Annotated in this window: 10 protein-coding genes; 8 read left to right on the top strand and 2 right to left on the bottom strand. The window is 56.8% G+C overall.

All coding sequences use genetic code 11. The annotated features are described in order from the left end of the window. Positions 1 to 2: 2 nt before the first annotated feature. The gene (locus RSSM_RS04325; RefSeq protein ID WP_008674932.1) at positions 3 to 1,574 is read left to right on the top strand and encodes an MlaD family protein; all 1,572 of its coding nucleotides are present in this window, start codon (positions 3 to 5) and stop codon (positions 1,572 to 1,574) included. Positions 1,575 to 1,668: 94 nt separating this feature from the next. Here RSSM_RS04325 and RSSM_RS04320 read toward each other — a convergent pair whose 3' ends face one another. Then, complete coding sequence (locus RSSM_RS04320) at positions 1,669 to 2,562, bottom strand: family 16 glycosylhydrolase (RefSeq protein WP_044301075.1); 894 nt, start codon at positions 2,560 to 2,562, stop codon at positions 1,669 to 1,671. 280 nt (positions 2,563 to 2,842) lie between these two features. Here RSSM_RS04320 and RSSM_RS04315 point away from each other — a divergent pair, with 280 nt between their 5' ends. The 5 genes from RSSM_RS04315 to RSSM_RS04295 all read left to right on the top strand — a co-directional run bounded on the left by RSSM_RS04315 (position 2,843) and on the right by RSSM_RS04295 (position 8,533). Continuing rightward, positions 2,843 to 3,553, top strand: a complete 711-nt coding sequence (locus RSSM_RS04315; RefSeq protein WP_008674930.1) for a hypothetical protein — start codon at positions 2,843 to 2,845, stop codon at positions 3,551 to 3,553. Between the two features lie 122 nt (positions 3,554 to 3,675). Continuing rightward, positions 3,676 to 4,329: a response regulator transcription factor gene (locus RSSM_RS04310; RefSeq protein WP_008674928.1), complete on the top strand. Its 654-nt coding sequence runs from the start codon at positions 3,676 to 3,678 to the stop codon at positions 4,327 to 4,329. A 10-nt stretch (positions 4,330 to 4,339) separates the two neighbouring features. Beyond that, a complete protein-coding gene (locus RSSM_RS04305) occupies positions 4,340 to 5,806 on the top strand; it encodes a sensor histidine kinase (protein WP_008674927.1) in 1,467 nt (488 codons plus the stop codon). A 244-nt stretch (positions 5,807 to 6,050) separates the two neighbouring features. Beyond that, complete coding sequence (locus tag RSSM_RS04300) at positions 6,051 to 7,322, top strand: LL-diaminopimelate aminotransferase (RefSeq protein WP_008674926.1); 1,272 nt, start codon at positions 6,051 to 6,053, stop codon at positions 7,320 to 7,322. Beyond that, on the top strand, positions 7,310 to 8,533 hold the full coding sequence (locus RSSM_RS04295; RefSeq protein WP_008674924.1) for a chorismate synthase: 1,224 nt from the start codon (positions 7,310 to 7,312) through the stop codon (positions 8,531 to 8,533). Before RSSM_RS04300 ends, RSSM_RS04295 begins: the two co-directional genes overlap by 13 nt. Here RSSM_RS04295 and RSSM_RS04290 read toward each other — a convergent pair. Beyond that, a complete protein-coding gene (locus RSSM_RS04290) occupies positions 8,511 to 9,662 on the bottom strand; it encodes a hypothetical protein (RefSeq protein ID WP_008674922.1) in 1,152 nt (383 codons plus the stop codon). The two genes, RSSM_RS04295 and RSSM_RS04290, sit on opposite strands and share 23 nt — an antisense overlap. A gap of 325 nt (positions 9,663 to 9,987) precedes the next feature. Between RSSM_RS04290 and RSSM_RS04285 the strand changes: the two genes are divergently transcribed. Both RSSM_RS04285 and RSSM_RS04280 read left to right on the top strand, forming a co-directional pair. Beyond that, positions 9,988 to 14,061, top strand: coding sequence for a serine/threonine-protein kinase (locus RSSM_RS04285; RefSeq protein WP_008674918.1), 4,074 nt, complete (start codon positions 9,988 to 9,990; stop codon positions 14,059 to 14,061). A gap of 79 nt (positions 14,062 to 14,140) precedes the next feature. Continuing rightward, the gene (locus RSSM_RS04280; RefSeq protein WP_008674917.1) at positions 14,141 to 16,099 is read left to right on the top strand and encodes a hypothetical protein; all 1,959 of its coding nucleotides are present in this window, start codon (positions 14,141 to 14,143) and stop codon (positions 16,097 to 16,099) included. Positions 16,100 to 16,133 lie beyond the last annotated feature (34 nt).

The following is a 16,133-nucleotide window of genomic DNA, read 5'->3' as shown; positions in this document are numbered from 1 at the left end:
CAATGGACGAAAACAAACTGCGATTTGGCGTCGGCGTGTTGGTCATCGCCGCGATCGGGATCGGGGTGATCCTGACGTTCCTGTTCGGTGCGTTCCCCGCCATCCTGAACCGGGAATACACGCTGACGGTGTATTTCGATTCGGCCGAGGGCATCAACACCAACTCACCGGTGCTGCGCGACGGCGTCAAGATTGGCCGCGTGTCGGATATTCAATTGCGTCCCGAAGGCGGCGTGCTGCTGACGCTCGCGATGGATGCCGAACACAAAATGACCCACCAATACATCCCACAAATCGGGATCGGGTCCTTGATCACCGGTGACTCCAAACTGGAGTTTCGCAAAGCCGAACCGCGTGAACTCCAAAAACTGCTCGGCCAGGACCAAGACCTGATCGATCGCACGTACTCCAACGACGAGTATTTCGCGTACGGCCAGAAACTCGAAGACCCGTTCTCGCTGCTCTTCGGAATGGAAGACGAAATGCGATCGACCTTCCGCAGCATCCGCGGCGCCGGCGATGCCGTTCAAGACATCGGGAACAGCATTCAAACTCTCGTCCGTGACGTGCGCGGCGTGATCGGCATCGATCCCGTTCCAGCCCCACCGACGAACTCGTTCCCTGCCGGTGTACCCCGTCAATCATCTGCGGGTCCGGGTTTCTCACCATCCTCGTACGCCGCCTCGACGTCCAACAAAATGATGCCGAGCCCGTCTTGGGCACGTCCTGTTCGCCTCGTCGCGCAGTCGTCACCGCAAGGTGGCTCCCAATACGCGATCCAAACGGTTGCGTTCGCGGCCCCGTCGCCCAATCAAAACCAGTTTGCACCTCCTGGCTCTCAGGTACTGCCACCAGGAACGCAGCCACCCAACGCGTTGCAACAGGGACTCACGCCTCCCGTATCACCACAACGCACTCCAGGCACGCAACCGACTTTGCTCGACCTACAAAACGAAGCCATCGCGACGCTCGAAGAACTGCAAGGCGCCATTCGCGACGCCCGTGAAATCCTCGGTGATGAACAGATCCGCCGCGGTCTGTCGGACTCGATCGGACGTTTCCCGGAAGTACTCGATCAAGCAACCGAGACGTTGAAAACCACCGAGAAGACCTTCGACAGCTTTGCCGACGTCGGCAAACAATTCGAACAAGTCGGATCGGTTGCCGAGCAAGCACTCAACGAACTAAAAACGACCGCCGGCGACACACTCGAAAGCTTCCAAGCAACCGCGAAAAACGTCGAAGCGATCACCGAACCGATCGGACGTCGCAGCGAAGAACTCGTCGACCAAGTTCTCCGCAGCCTCGCGAACGTCGACAACGCGTTGCTCCAAATCGACACGTTCGGCCAAACCCTCAACACCTCCGACGGAACGCTCAAACGACTCCTCGAAGACGACGAGCTGTACTACGAAATCCGTCGCACGGTGGAAAACATCGAAGCCGCAACGGCCCGTGTTCGTCCGATCCTCGACGATGTGCGTGTCTTCACCGACAAGATTGCACGCGACCCACGTCAACTCGGCGTGCGAGGCGCACTCGGCCGACGTCCCACCGGCGCCGGACTCAAGTAAACACGTGGCGATATTCCGTCGCCGCAATCGTTGGTGTACAGCCTTGAGGCGATTTCCGGGCTGATCAATCGCGGTGGTCCGCCAACGACCGGCGTCAATCCTTCGCAACCGATTCCATCGCCTGGTAAACACGAATCCAATCCACCCACATGATGCTCTTGTTGGTATCCGCCAACTCTTCATCGGTCGGTGTGATCCCTTCGTCTGAACGCCAGTCTTGATCTTCGGTGTTGATAATGATGTGCATCGGTTTGCTCAGCCCTTCACCCGAGGTGTATCCCTTGGGATCGATCACATCCGGCCCCGAGACCTCACGCACCTTCTTCCCGTCGACGTAGTACTCCAGGTGCCACGGGTCGCGCCAGTACACGCCGACTCGGTGAAAGTCCTTTCGCCAATTGGTTCCGTCAAAATACCACGACCCCTTATCGGTCGGCTGGTAATCTTGGAACGGTCGGCGAATGAAAACGTGATGGCTGAGATGCAACCGCTGCGCCGTCCATGACTGCGACTCCCTTTGGCTGCCATAAGCCTCGATGATGTCAATTTCTTGCGTGGAGTCAGGGCTGAGCATCCACACGTTCGAGGCCATCACGAGCCCACTGATTTTGACCTTCGCCTCGACGAACAAGGGATAGCGAAACGTCTCTCGGGAAGAAATCGCACCGGCGTAGACCTTCTTTGTCCCCGCCTTCCGGCTGGCATGAATCCCCAAATGCCCATTGGTCACATAGGAATGCCCAGAGTTGAATTCGCTCAGTCCCGGGCCCAACCAACGATTAATGAAAGAGTCACGCCATCGTTCGGTAAACGCCGGCGGTTTGTTCATCGGCTGAGCATCATAACCGAAGTCATCCGAAACGGACTGCAACTTCCACTCGAGCCCCTGACCGGGTTGAACCGGAATCGCAAACGCATCCCAATCAGCTGCAAACGTGGTCGAACTCCCCAACGCGAACGCGATCGATACTGCATAGAGCAACTTCATCTCAACCCTTTCGAATCCAACTCGACCAACCCAAACATTCAAAGCATGCACTATAAACCGCACCCGACCAACCAGGAAGGAATTCGACGGCACACATCCGATCCCATCCTAAAAAGTTTTCTCAAACGCCGTCGTGTTCACGTTCCTTTAAGGTTCGCATGTCAGAATCACCTGAGATTGTCCTCTCGCGACATTCTCGTCGTAACCTTCGGGAGCGACGATCGGTCTCACCACACATGTCACCACAAACGTGACTTCCCAATCACAACGAGCCTCAAACATGAAACGCTACTTAATCGGAATCGGCATCGCCCTCCTCGGTTGCTCCGCGACCGCAATCGCATGGAACCAACTCGACCGCCCGGATGAACGCGGTGGTCGGATGCACGGCGAGCGTCAGCACGGAAAACGGAACTGTGGCTGCCTGTCCCAAGACATTCGTTGCGAAGAGGAACAAACCAACCAGGAAGAAAGCGAAATGGCATCTCCATCAAAAGGCACCGTCATCATTGAATCGGGATTCGACACCGACCCTCGCGACGGCGGACGACCGGTCAAACTCATCGCCGCCGCACTCGGAGTGGACGAAGAAGTTTTCAGGGATGCGTTTTCCAACGTGCGTCCTGCTCGCGGAGGCCATCCCACCGCCCAACGAGCTCGAGCCAACAAAGAAGTTCTGATGAACGCACTCGAACCACATGGTGTGACGAACGACCGATTGGATGAGGTGAGTAATTGGTACCGTTATCGGCCCGAGTCCGGCGAACTGTGGCAACACCGCGAAGCAAAACTCACACCCGTGATCGAGAACGAAGAACTCGCCGGTATCCGCATTGATGACGGCGGGGCAGGGTACCTGTCGACGCCCGAAATACGTGTCGCAGGATTCGACAACGTCCGATTGCAATGCGAACTGGATTTCAGCAAAGACCTGGAAACCAACGGGCAGATTACATCGGTTACAATTGTCGAAAACGAAGAGTCTCCATAAAACCGATTCCCAAAGGTTAGCAGTCGACCGGCGTTCGTCACGGCCTATGCGTCCGTGACGTGCGTTCGGCAAAACGGTACCGAAACGTGGTTACTTAACATGGTTTACTCGCCTATGAACCTATGCGAATTCTAGTAGTCGAAGACGACGCCGACTTACTCGCCGGGTTGAGCCAAGCGCTGCGAGAATCCGGCTATGCGGTGGATCAAGCCGACGAGGGAAACTCCGCGCTCGCATTGGCGAAGGCTGGTTCCTACGATGCGATCATCCTGGACATCATGCTGCCTCATCTCAACGGACGAGAAATACTTACGCAGCTACGTCACACTCGCTCGACGCCTGTCCTTTTCCTGACCGCGTGCGACACGATCGACGACCGTGTGGAAGGGCTCGACCTTGGCGCCGACGACTACCTCGTCAAACCATTTGATCTCGCCGAATTGCTCGCTCGGGTGCGAGCGATGATCCGCCGACACCATGACGTCCGCGATCCAGTTATTCGAATGGGTGACTTGGCCATCGACACCAACGCTCGCTTGGTGAGCAAGGATGGCGTCCCGATTGAACTGACCGCTCGCGAGTACGCGTTGGTGGAATTGCTGGCCATGAAGCGTGGTGGGTTGGTGACACGAACGTTTATCTACGACCACCTTTTCGACGACAATCATGACTCGATGTCCAATTTAGTCGACGTTTACATATCACGGATTCGATCAAAACTCGGCAAGGACTTCGTAAAAACACGACGCGGGGAAGGCTATTTCGTTGGCAATTAGATCTCTCCGTTTGCGTATCCAAATCTGGCACGCGGCGATCCTGTCGCTGGTCGTGTTCGGATTCGCTGGGCTGACCTACTGGCAACAGAGTTCTTGGAAGATGCGAGAAACCGATCGGGAACTCGCCGCCGCTGTCGAAGTCCTCACCTCGCAACTCGCAACAATCCCCAAAGATGAATTCGCCGCGTTGATCTCGCCGGGTGCGGTTGCGGACACCAACAGTTCGAGAGCAAACGCAACTTGGCAGAACCTGAGCGTTCCCGACACGTTCGCTTACCGCCGGGTCCGCAACCGTTTCGAAATGCCGTACTTTGTCATTTCGGATTCAACCGGAAAGTCGCTCAAAACATCCACGCAGAGGTTCGAACGAACACCACCAGGAACGATCTACCCGCCGCGGCAATCGTCCACCTACGTTCTGCTGCGTCGGATGGGCGAATGGCGAGAAGCCTATGCCCAAGGTCCTGCCGGGACGACCATCCTGGCGGGTCGTTTCATCGGGACAGACTACCGTGACCTTCACGAACTCGCTTGGACATTAACCGCCGTCGGTGTGTTGCTGTTGTTTGTCGGACTGATCGGAGGATGGATCGTTTCCGGTCGCGCCGTCGCGCCGATCAACCAAATCGCTTCCGTCGCGGAAACCATCTCTGCGAGCGAACTGTCCGACCGGATCAACACCGATTCGATGGACCGAGAGTTCGCCGGTCTCGCTGATACGCTCAACCATGCATTCGACCGTCTCGAGTCGGCGTTCCAACGACAGTCGCAGTTCACCTCCGACGCATCACACGAACTGCGAACGCCGTTGTCGGTGATGAGTATGCATCAACAACTCGCGTTGTCCAAACCGCGCAGCGAAGACGAATACCGAGAGACCCTCGCGGTCTGTCAACGCGCCACCCAGCGAATGACTGACCTTGTCGAATCACTGCTGGTCCTCGCACGACTCGATGCCAACCCTTCACCTCGATGGAGCACGGTCGAGCTTGGGGAGCTTGCAACCAACAGCATCGAAGATTTGCTACCGCTCGCGGAACCCAAACAGATCGCGGTCGAAACCCAATTCGAAGATTCGGTTTTCGTTCGCGGTGATAAGATTCAACTCGCGCAAGTGATCACCAACCTCCTGCAGAACGCAATCACCCACAGTCCAGTTGGCAGTACAATCGAGGTGTTTGTGAACGCCACGGAAACCCGAGCGAAGCTACGTCTCGTCGATAACGGCCCCGGGATCGCGGCGGAACACCTCGAAAAAATTTTCGATCGCTTTTACCGAATCGAAGCCGATCGCAACCGCAGGGAATCCGGCGGCAGCGGTCTGGGGCTGTCGATCTGCCGCAGCATCCTGGAACTTCACCGCGGCCAAATTTCGGTCAGCAGCCAACACGGCAAAGGATGCCAATTCGAAATCAGCCTCCCCCGGGTCCCCGCTTCGCCCGACAATTCCGCCCAAAATCTCAATCCGGTAGATTGAGCCCTACACACGTCCTCGGCGACTTTTTGGGCAGGCGTTTCGCATCAGCGCCTCCCATTTCCGGCCAATACTGGCTGCAATACAAGCGGATTGGGGACGGCTTTTGCGCACCCGTCGCCGGTGGTGTCACCCTCGACGAATTTGGGGTCCCCGACTACAACATGGGTCCCAATCGGCGGCATTCTTTGGAGTGCCCCGCGTCCTGAATCCTTTCCTTTTCGCACCCCTGTCGCCCCATTCGCTCATGTCGACCGCGCCTGCCGAATCCCAAACTTCGTCCACCGACCCGTATTTTCAATCCCTCTTTGCCGAACGCATCGGCGGGGCCAACTACGGCAAGGGAACCGAGATCTACAAATTCGAAAAGATCAAACGGGCCAAACGCAAAGCACTCGCCGACCATCCCGATCGCCAATTGCTTGATTTCGGCATCGGCGAAAACGACTCGATGGCCGACCAAAGCATTCGCGACACCATGCAACGAGAAATCAACCTCGTTGAAAATCGCGGGTACGCCGACAACGGAGTCGCGGAATACAAGGAAGCCGCCGCACGTTTCATGAAGCGTCATTTTGGCGTCGAACTCGACGCGGCGACTCAGGTCAATCACTGCATCGGCAGCAAACCGGCCTACGCAATGTTGCCGGCCTGTTTCATCAATCCCGGCGACATCACGATGATGACCGTTCCGGGTTATCCCGTGGCGGGAACCCACACGCGTTACTACGGCGGCGACGTTTACAAACTGCCGTTGCTCGCGGAAAACAATTTCCTGCCCGATCTCGATGCGATTCCCGACGACATCTATCGCCGCACCAAGTTGATGGTGCTTAACTATCCCAACTCGCCCACCGGTGGCACCGCACCGACCGAGTTCTTCGAGAAGGTCGTCAAACTCGCCAAAGAAAAAGAGTTCGTGGTCGTCAATGACGCCGCCCACGTCATGCTGACCTTCGACGGCAAACCGAAGAGCTTCCTCGAAACCCCGGGTGCCCTCGACGTCGGTGTGGAAGTCCACTCGATGAGCAAGGGCTACGACATGATCGGATGGCGCATGGGATTCGTCGCCGGACATCCGCTCATCGTTCAAGCCTTCGCGGACGTCAAAGACAATAGTGACAGTGGCCAGTTTATCGCCACGCAAAAGGCCGCAGCGGCCGCACTCGACGATGACTCAATCCCGGAACGGATTCGCGCCAAGTACCGTCGCCGGATGGAGAAACTCGTCAAAGTTCTCAAGGACGCGGGCTTCGAAGCCGAAGTGCCCGGCGGTACGTACTTCCTTTACACGAAATCGCCGACCCACTCCGCATCGGGCGAAACGTTCGCCGCGGCCGAAGACGCCACACGATTCCTCATTGAACAGTTCGGAATCGTCACGGTGCCCTGGGATGACGCCGGCGCGTTCCTGCGATTCAGCGTCACGTACATGGCCGAGGACGAAGCCGCCGAAGATGCATTGATGGCGGAAACCGCCTCTCGTCTCGCCGGGGCCGGGCTGCAATGGAAGTCCTAGGCGGCCCCTACTACGCCGTCGCCGGTGCCGGTGAATCACACGGCCCCGCCGTCACAACGATCATTCACGGTTGCCCGCCCGGTCATCGCATCCGCCGCGCCGACGTGCAACCGTACCTGGATCGTCGTCGGCCCGGTGGGAACAAACACGGAACGCCCCGCAACGAAAAAGACAAAGTCGTTTTCCTGTCGGGGCTGTACCGTGACGAGGTCGACGTGCTGCTCGGCGGATCCAAACTATCCGTCGATGTCGATGGCGCGTCCTTCGAAACCGAAGGCTATGAAGACGGCTTCACCACCGGTGAACCGATCGCGGCCATCGTTCTGTCGACCAGCAAAAAGTCGGGCGACTACACCCAATTTGCCGGTCCCAATGGCGAAGTTCGTCCGGGACACACCGACCTCGTCAAATACCATCAGTCCAAAGGTTTCGTTGATATCCGCGGCGGTGGACGATCGAGTTACCGCAGCACGATCAGCGACGTGATCGGCGGCAGTGTCGCGCGAATCATCCTGCAACAACTCTTTGGGGTTCATATCCTTTCGTCGATCAGCCAAGTCGGAACGCTGCGTGCATCCAAAACGCTCGCCGATCACCTATCGATCAAAAACGCAGACGAAATCGTCTCAACACTCGATTCCGCAGAAATTCCATCGATCGATACCGAGTTTGCTTCGGCAGCCGGTGAAGCGATCAAAGAAACTCGCAAACGGGGTGACTCCCTCGGTGCCGCAGTCGAAGTCGTTGCCGTCGGTGTCCCGCCACTACTCGGCAACCCACTCTACCAAAGTCTCAAAGTTCGTTTGATGGGAGCCCTCGGCGGACTCAACGCGGTCCAGTCGTGCGAGATCGGCTCGGGTGTCGATGTGATCGAACGAACCGGCAGTGCCAACAACGATCCGATCCGTCATGACGGATACCAATCCAACACGCACGGCGGTTTGATCGGTGGGATCACGACCGGCAGCCCACTCGTGGCACGCGTCGGTTTCAAACCAACGTCGACGATCAACTTGCCACAGCAGTCGGTTACGAAGAACCTACGCGACATCGAGTTTGAACTCGCCAAAGGTCGCCATGATCCGTGCGTCGGCGTTCGCGCCGGCGTCACGCTGGAATCTCGAATGGCAATCGAACTGCTCAACGCCTTGCTCGCCTATCAAGCATCCGCACACGTGGGCGACGCGATCAATCTGTTTGGCGACGAATAAGTTCCACGCGGATTCCGCTCGCGATGAGCTCGACGAGACTCGCTTCGAGTCGCGTGATCAATTCATCGCGAGCAACCGGGGTTGGCGCCCGACGCCGAAATCCAACCAGCATCCCGGCAACCTCGCTGGGTGAGTCCATAACTGGCGCAGCGACAATCGCATGCGCTGGCGCCCCCTCGTTGTCGGCCTTGGCGTGGTACAAAACCGCCTGCCCCCACTCGACAACGCGTCCGAGGACCCGGTCCATCTCTTTGCTCACCCCGTCAGCGATCGCCGCATCAAACACGTCGACCAACTTATTCACCGGAGAGACCACGTCACCGCGAACGAGGCAGCACAACGTCTTCCATTCCGATTGATCTCTCACAAAAGCAATCGCGACTTCGAATCCGATGATGCGATCCATCGCGGTCAACGCGTCTTCGAGAAAACGGTCGTTCGTCGTCGCGGAATAGAACAACTTGGCGATCGTTCTCAGCCAAAGCATCAACTGCTCGCCTTGCTCGGCATCGAAACTCGAACCGAGGGTATCGACCAGTGCATTCCGCTCGATAGCGCCGGGAGCCACCTCCTCTTCACGCGGATATGAGCCGGTTCCCTCACCAGTGTTCGCCCCCTCGCTCGCCTCAACGCGTTCCTCCACACTCGAATCAATTCCAGGCCCTATCTCCACAAATTGGGAACCGATACCAACGAGCGGTCGTGGCGTTCCCAACGAAATCATGCGATCGGAAACCTTGGGCAACTCCACCACGATCGTCACATGATGCAGATGCAAACGCACGCTACCACGCACATAGCAAGTCTTCCCCGGCATCAGTTCGCGACCGGGGTCGATCGTGATTCGACAGTTTCGACTGCTATTCTGAATCAATACCTCCCCATCGGCCTGCGGCGTAATTCGTAGATGCGATCGGGAAATCTGCGTATCGAGACGGTCGGCGACAATCAATCGACGCACCGGTTGCTGCCCATCGACGCAGAACGGCAATGGTTCGTTTCGGCGTTGTCGCCCGACCTCGATGCTGCCGGTAATCTCGGTGCTGATTCTTTTCTGACCGGCAGAGTAAACGCTTACTACCGCCTGAACTGCCTCGGCATCAGCCTGCTCCCCAAAGGATGAAATCATGTAGCAATATCTAGCAATAAGTCTCTATTCGGAAGGATCGACTCTCAAACATTTCAGCGCAATCAAACATGTTGCCTGTCCTTGAACGACATTAAAATGGCATTTTGAGATTGAACCCGGACATTGAATTCAGTCATCGCGGAATTCAGACATCGCGACGAGGCTTGGCCGCACCACCGATCGCGATTCGCGTCAGAGCGCCGTCTGCGGCCTTGGACAATGCGTTCAACTTGCAAATTTGACACAGACCCTTTCGGCACTCAGAATTCCAATCGGTCAACTCACGCCTATTCGAGTAACACTCCACCGACTTATCTGATGGCTCATGAAACCAGATGAATCAGAAGTCCAATCGTTTTCCACGCGAGTGCCCGAAGAAACCCCACCGAACACACCGGCGGAATCAGATGCGTTCTCCACACGCGTTCCCGATCAAGCCATCGAAGCGGACACTCCACAGAGACTGCAATCCGAATACAGCACACGGGTAGACCAATCGATCGACACACACGGTGATGTCCCTGAACCAGGCAACACTTCGGCGACGCCCAATCGATCGATCCCGTCGCCGCTGCGATTTCGCGTTCTGCGACCGCATGCCAAAGGCGGATTGGGGCAGGTGTCTTTGGCGCAGGACACCGAACTGAAACGTCAGGTCGCAGTCAAAGAAATTCAAGACCGTTACGCCGACGTTCCCGAAAGCCAAGCTCGATTCGTATTCGAAGCCGAGGTGACCGGCCGGTTGGAACACCCCGGCATCGTGCCGGTCTATGCATTGGGAAGGCATCACGATGGTCGCCCCTACTACGCGATGCGTTTCATCTCGGGCACCGCGATGGACGACGCGATCACGGAACTTCATAAGTCACCCGACGCCTCGACGTTCGACCGTCGACTGCGTGACCTCCTGAATCGATTTATCAGCGTCTGTAACACCATCGACTACGCTCACTCGCGTGGCTACATCCACCGCGACCTCAAACCTGCCAACGTGATGCTCGGTGAGTATGCCGAAACTTTGGTCGTCGACTGGGGACTCGCGAAGCAGATTGGTGTCCCTGATTCAGACAGCAATCGACTGAGTGACCAGGACGTTGGATCCGCCGCATACCTCGCCGATTTCGAACACGAACACGGGCAAGGAAAAACTCGCGACGGACGCGCTGTGGGTACGCCACACTACATGGCTCCTGAGCAAGCCGCCGGAGATGTCCGTCGCATCGGACCTCGCACTGACATCTACTGCCTCGGCACAACGCTGTATCACATACTCACCGGTTCAGCCCCGCTGACAACCAACGAACGGCTATCCCTGTCTCAGTTGTTCAACCGAATCAAACAAGGAGACATCCCCCCGCCGATCGAAGTACGCCCCGCGACACGTAAATCACTCAATGCCATCTGCCTCACCGCGATGGCGGTCGATCCCGACAAACGGTACGCGTCGGCCCGACTGCTCGCCAAAGACATCGAAAACGAACTGGCCGACGAACAGGTTAGCGTGGTTCCCGAAACGATCGCCGATCGCGCCGGTCGTTGGATGAGGAAACACCGCGGCATCACAGCAACCGCTGGGATCTCGTTGATGATGCTGACATTGCTGTCCACTGCCTTTTACATCGTGACCCAATCTACGCTCGATCGGACTCGGCGTTATCTCCAAATCAGCCAACTCGAACAGCAATTCGATACCGCGATTCATGCTGAGGCACAGCGTCAACGCGATGCCAATCTCGCAGTCGCCTCGATCACGCCGCCGACTACGAACGTTGACTCGAGCCGAAACACGATCGACCAGATTGAAACGCTCCGTAGAAAAGAAACGCCCGACTTCCAAGACACCAACCGCCGGATGTCGCTGCTCGGGAACTGGACCGCAGCGATCGAACAGTTGGGGCGTCAACGCATGAACCGCGACCTCCACGCCAAATTGGTTCACGAAGTCGACCGGTTCGGAAAAGAATTCCCGTATCCAGACCTCCCCGGATTCCAAGACGAGGTCGATCGTTTGAGCCGTCTCGCGAAGGACCGCATCGCGCAGTGGTACTCCATTCCTTTACCGGAACTCAACGACGAACTGTTTGTCTCCCAGCACGGTATCCCGCCCCGTACTCAACACGCAAACGACCAAGAGTTTGTGTCGATCCTCGACACTCCTCCGGGTAACGTCCAAGTTTCCACACGATTCGCGGGCGACATTGCTGTAGCCCGCAGCGTGGGGATTGTGTTGTCAGAGTCACCCGATTCGGTTTATGAAAATTCAGGCTACCGGTTTCTGATCGCGGATCAGAGTTACCACCCCATCTACGACAACGACTCTCGACCGAGCATCGCGGAAGCCAATCGCCGGGACAGTTTGATGGCGTTTATCATTCGCAACGAAGACATCCTGCGGGTGCAGCCGATCAAGTTATCGCAGTCATCAGAAGGCGACGACCGTCTTCCGAAATTGACCGCCCGCCGAGAACGTGGAACCCTGCTGACCTTTCAAATCGACGACCAGCAAATTCGATTCGAGGATCTCTTTCCGATCCCGCCGGATCAACCGGGACGCATCGGGTTGATCTGTCCGACCGACATGGGTGTCGTTGAAGTTTCTGTTGAAGCCCAACGTGACCGAGCAAGCGTCAACCGCTTCGTCGAATCCCGCAGCGAGTCTGATCCGGTCGCGAATCGCTCTTCTCTCGCGGCTGATCCGATCGAACAGGGCGACCGAGCCTTTGCCGAAGGTGATTTCGTTGCCGCCCGACGCTTCTACGAACAACTCCCCAACAACGTCGAGGCCCTCGCCAAGTCCGCTTTCACGCTCGAGTTCTTAGACCCCGACGAGTACCCGATCGTGCTGCGACGCATCGTGGAAGACTTTGCCCCGGAAGGCGTCGAAAACAAAAACGTTCGTCAGTGGTATCTCTACGCCGGCGTGAAGCTCTTTTTGCACTACCTACGTCTCCCCGATGAACGCTCGCGAGCCGACTGGGTACTGACCCGGCTGAGAGTGAATTACGATCTCGAAGACGTGCAGTCTCTCATCCCCGAGGTCGAGCGACAGTCCTTCACGCAAGAGTTGCTCCGTCCCGGAAAACGCACGCGCGTCCTGTTCGGCAACGAAGGCGACCTCGAAGAACTCGACGGGGTCATCGAGTTGCTCAGTAACAACCCGCGATGGCGGCGGCTTGCGTATTGGCGAAAGTCCGACGCGATCCGATACGACTGGCAATTGTCGCAGAGCGAAAAGAGTGCAGCGGCCGCTCCCATCCTCGATCGCCTCATCGAAGAGATGGCGGACGATCCCGACTCTGACACGCTCGATTGGATCACAATCATTCGCGACCGCGTTTGGCTCCACATTCTTGATGGCACCTTTGACGAAGGCAAAGCACTGCTGTCGCGAGCGATCGGAGAGAAACGCGAACTCATCCCGGTCAACAGGTTGCCCCTGCTCACGGAGCGTGCCCGGTTGATTTACGCAGAAGATCCCGCGCAAGACCAAGAGGCGATTGAAGACCTGCAGTACTTCCTCAAACGCGTGAACCCCGAAACGCCACCTCAGGGATTACACCCGACTCACTACGGCGAGGCATGTGCGATCCTCGGCATACTCTACGAACGGCGCGGCGAACTGGACGCCGCCGAGGAAGTCTGGCTGAAAGGACGACGTCGAAACTGGGGGCCCTGGCGAAGCGATCCGGCGGCAATCGTCTCCGCCAAGGGGGCCATGATGGTCCTGGAAACCGAAACTCCCGAACCGGTGCTTTCCGCACGTACCAACGGCTACACTGAAGTCGAATGGCAACAAATTGTTGACGAACTCTTCGCCGGATCCGGACTCAGTGACGTGGCCGTTCGCAACATGATTTTCAACAGCGAACAGGTCCCCAAAGAGTGGATCGAAACCGTTGCCGAAAAGTGTTTCTCCGGCCCACGGGGCCGCGCCTTCTCCGATGCCACCATGCTGCATCAAATTCCAATGATGGAAGGAAACACCGGCGGCGTCACGTTGATCCTCTATCAAGCAATCGTGCATCTGACGATGGGCGGCGAATCCGTTTTCCAGAAGTACCCGGAATTCGACGAGATCACGTTTGACCGTTGTGAACGTTTGATGTCCGCGTTTCAGGAGGAGCGAATCGGGTGGAACGAGATGGCCTTTGTCTTGGCCGCGTTCACCGGCAGTTGGAATGAAAACTCCTTCGTCAAATTGGCTAAGAAACTCGAGGACGACGATCTCTCGGCCGGTTTTGCCTTGATTTTCGCCCTCATGCAGCAGGTCAAAAACGACGACGTCCAAAAATCGCGGGCAATTGTCGAAAAATTTGTCCTTCCCAACTCGGATCAATTACCCTCCCTCTACCGGAGAATTGCGACCGACCGTTTTGGGCCGTTCGAAGACTCCCCATAGGCGAAAACACCTCCGTTTGGATACTAGTTAGCAACAGATCGCCTCGTTTCCCGTCTGATATGTTTTGCTGAGCTTTCCTATGTCTCGCTTCCTTGTCTTTCCGCCCCTGGACCGAAGCCGCACTGCCGCGATATCGCTCTTCACGACGTTGCTCCTGGTCTGGGGTAGCACTCACGCGTTCACCTCAACTTGCGTAGCCGAACCCGCCGGCCGCACCGTTGACACCACGGTCGCCGACCTCAACGGATCCATCACCTCGATCCTTCCCGACGACACCATCTTTTGGTTGAGTGTTCCGGATTGGGAAACCACCGTTGACGGTCTTGATAACCTTCCGATGCTGCGACTGTTTGCATCCGAAGAGATGAAACGGTTTCGTGAACAAACAGAAGAACGAAGCACTTCGTTTCTCATTGACGCCTACGGTGTCGACTATCACACCATCGATGAAAACATCTCGGGTGAGTTCATCATCGCCGGGCTGACAACCACACAGGGCGAAATGTCAGTCACCTGTTTCGTTCAAACACCAAACGAAGCTGCGGCGGGCGCCTTCATCGACGCGACCGCGACGTTGCTGAAACAACGCGGTGCCGAAGAAGAGTCGCCCGACACGCCGGGTACCGTGCAACTCGAACTCACGATCATGGACGAGCAGTTGGTGCTCGGAACACTCGGATCCTGCGCCATGCTATGCGGTGACGCGGGCGTTGCGGCGAACTTAGTCAACCGATGGCAACAGCACTCGTCAACCGTTTCGAACGAAGCGAGTGATACATCGCCGGGTGAGAACCGACGCCTCGTCGAGCAAAACGAATTTGCCGAAACGATCTCTGCATTTCGAGAAGCTCCTCCCTCGTTGCTGCGTTGGTATTTCGATCCGATCGCCTACGCGGTCGCGAGCGAGAAAGCCTCGGAAACCGATAGCGATCAACCGAGCGATCCTGTGACAAACGAGGAACCGTTCTCGAACATTCCATTTCCGATGCGGCACGGTTTCCCTGGTTTGCAAGCGATCGCGGGACGCGCATGGATCAACCCGACCACCGGTGACCTCGAATCACGCACGCTCATCCACGCTCCAACTCGCGAAGAGGCGTTGGAGATGTTTCAGTTCGAACCTGGCTCGCTCGAAATACCGAAATGGCTGAGCGATGAAGCGAACGTCGCCACGTTGGTTCGTTGGAACCTTGGCCAAATGATCTCCAATGCAGAAGCCGTCTATGACGACGTCACCGATGCCCCCGGTGCATTCGAAGGCACCATGGAAGATCTCAAAAACGAATTGAATGTTGATCTGCTCGGTGGGCTGTTTCCCGTCATCGGTCCTGAACTGGTGATCTATTCAGTAAATGACACGGCACAGAATAACGAATCCACCGTCGTCTCCATCGAGATTCAAGACCCCGCCAAAAACGAAAAATCAGTCGCATCGATGATGTACAACCTGTTCGTCGGCGACCCCGAGGCCAGACGGATCCGCTTGCCCGGCAAACGTTACGAGATGTGGCAGATCAAACTGATTGTCGACGAAGACACCACTCCGTTTTCCAAGGCCGGGTTGACGGTTGCGGACGGCCGGTTGTGGTTCTGCACCCACGCCTCCACCCTTCAAAAAATGCTCCTGCGACGCCAAGCGTCACCTCTCGCCGAAACCGACGTTTACCGCATCTTCGATCAGGTGGTCTCCAAAGAACGCGCACCAGAATCGTTCGGTGTCTCAATCGCACGCATGGATCGTGATGTGAAAAAGACCTACGAGGTTCTCAAGTCGAGCGGTATTCGCGGGCTCGAAAACGTCGAAAGCATCTACGCAACTCTTCTCCGGTCGATCTTCCTACGTGAACCCACAGAAGACGTTTCTGAAGACGCTCGCAACGCGGGAAGCCGGATTGCAGATGAGATCGATTTCAGTGTCCTGCCGTCGTATGACTTCGCACGTCAATTCCTTAAAAACCTTGCCGTCATCAGCCGCAACACTGAAACCGGATGGGAGATCTTCGCGGTTGTATTCGATGAGGATTCCGCTTCACCGTAGACCTCATCGAGCACACATCAACACGCCTGTTTTC

This window comes from Aporhodopirellula sallentina SM41, assembly GCF_000346505.1.
Taxonomy (GTDB): Bacteria; Planctomycetota; Planctomycetia; order Pirellulales; family Pirellulaceae; genus Rhodopirellula; species Rhodopirellula sallentina.
The sequence above is the reverse complement of the archived record's forward strand: the minus strand, read 5'-3'. Positions and strand labels throughout refer to the sequence as shown.

What these genes read in the sequence shown, in the direction of transcription:
- RSSM_RS04325 (WP_008674932.1), top strand. Translation starts at nt 3, where the DNA reads ATGGACGAAAACAAACTGCGATTTGGCGTCGGCGTGTTGGTCATCGCC.
- RSSM_RS04320 (WP_044301075.1), bottom strand. Translation starts at nt 2,562, where the DNA reads ATGAAGTTGCTCTATGCAGTATCGATCGCGTTCGCGTTGGGGAGTTCG.
- RSSM_RS04315 (WP_008674930.1), top strand. Translation starts at nt 2,843, where the DNA reads ATGAAACGCTACTTAATCGGAATCGGCATCGCCCTCCTCGGTTGCTCC.
- RSSM_RS04310 (WP_008674928.1), top strand. Translation starts at nt 3,676, where the DNA reads ATGCGAATTCTAGTAGTCGAAGACGACGCCGACTTACTCGCCGGGTTG.
- RSSM_RS04300 (WP_008674926.1), top strand. Translation starts at nt 6,051, where the DNA reads ATGTCGACCGCGCCTGCCGAATCCCAAACTTCGTCCACCGACCCGTAT.
- RSSM_RS04295 (WP_008674924.1), top strand. Translation starts at nt 7,310, where the DNA reads ATGGAAGTCCTAGGCGGCCCCTACTACGCCGTCGCCGGTGCCGGTGAA.
- RSSM_RS04290 (WP_008674922.1), bottom strand. Translation starts at nt 9,662, where the DNA reads ATGATTTCATCCTTTGGGGAGCAGGCTGATGCCGAGGCAGTTCAGGCG.
- RSSM_RS04285 (WP_008674918.1), top strand. Translation starts at nt 9,988, where the DNA reads ATGAAACCAGATGAATCAGAAGTCCAATCGTTTTCCACGCGAGTGCCC.
- RSSM_RS04280 (WP_008674917.1), top strand. Translation starts at nt 14,141, where the DNA reads ATGTCTCGCTTCCTTGTCTTTCCGCCCCTGGACCGAAGCCGCACTGCC.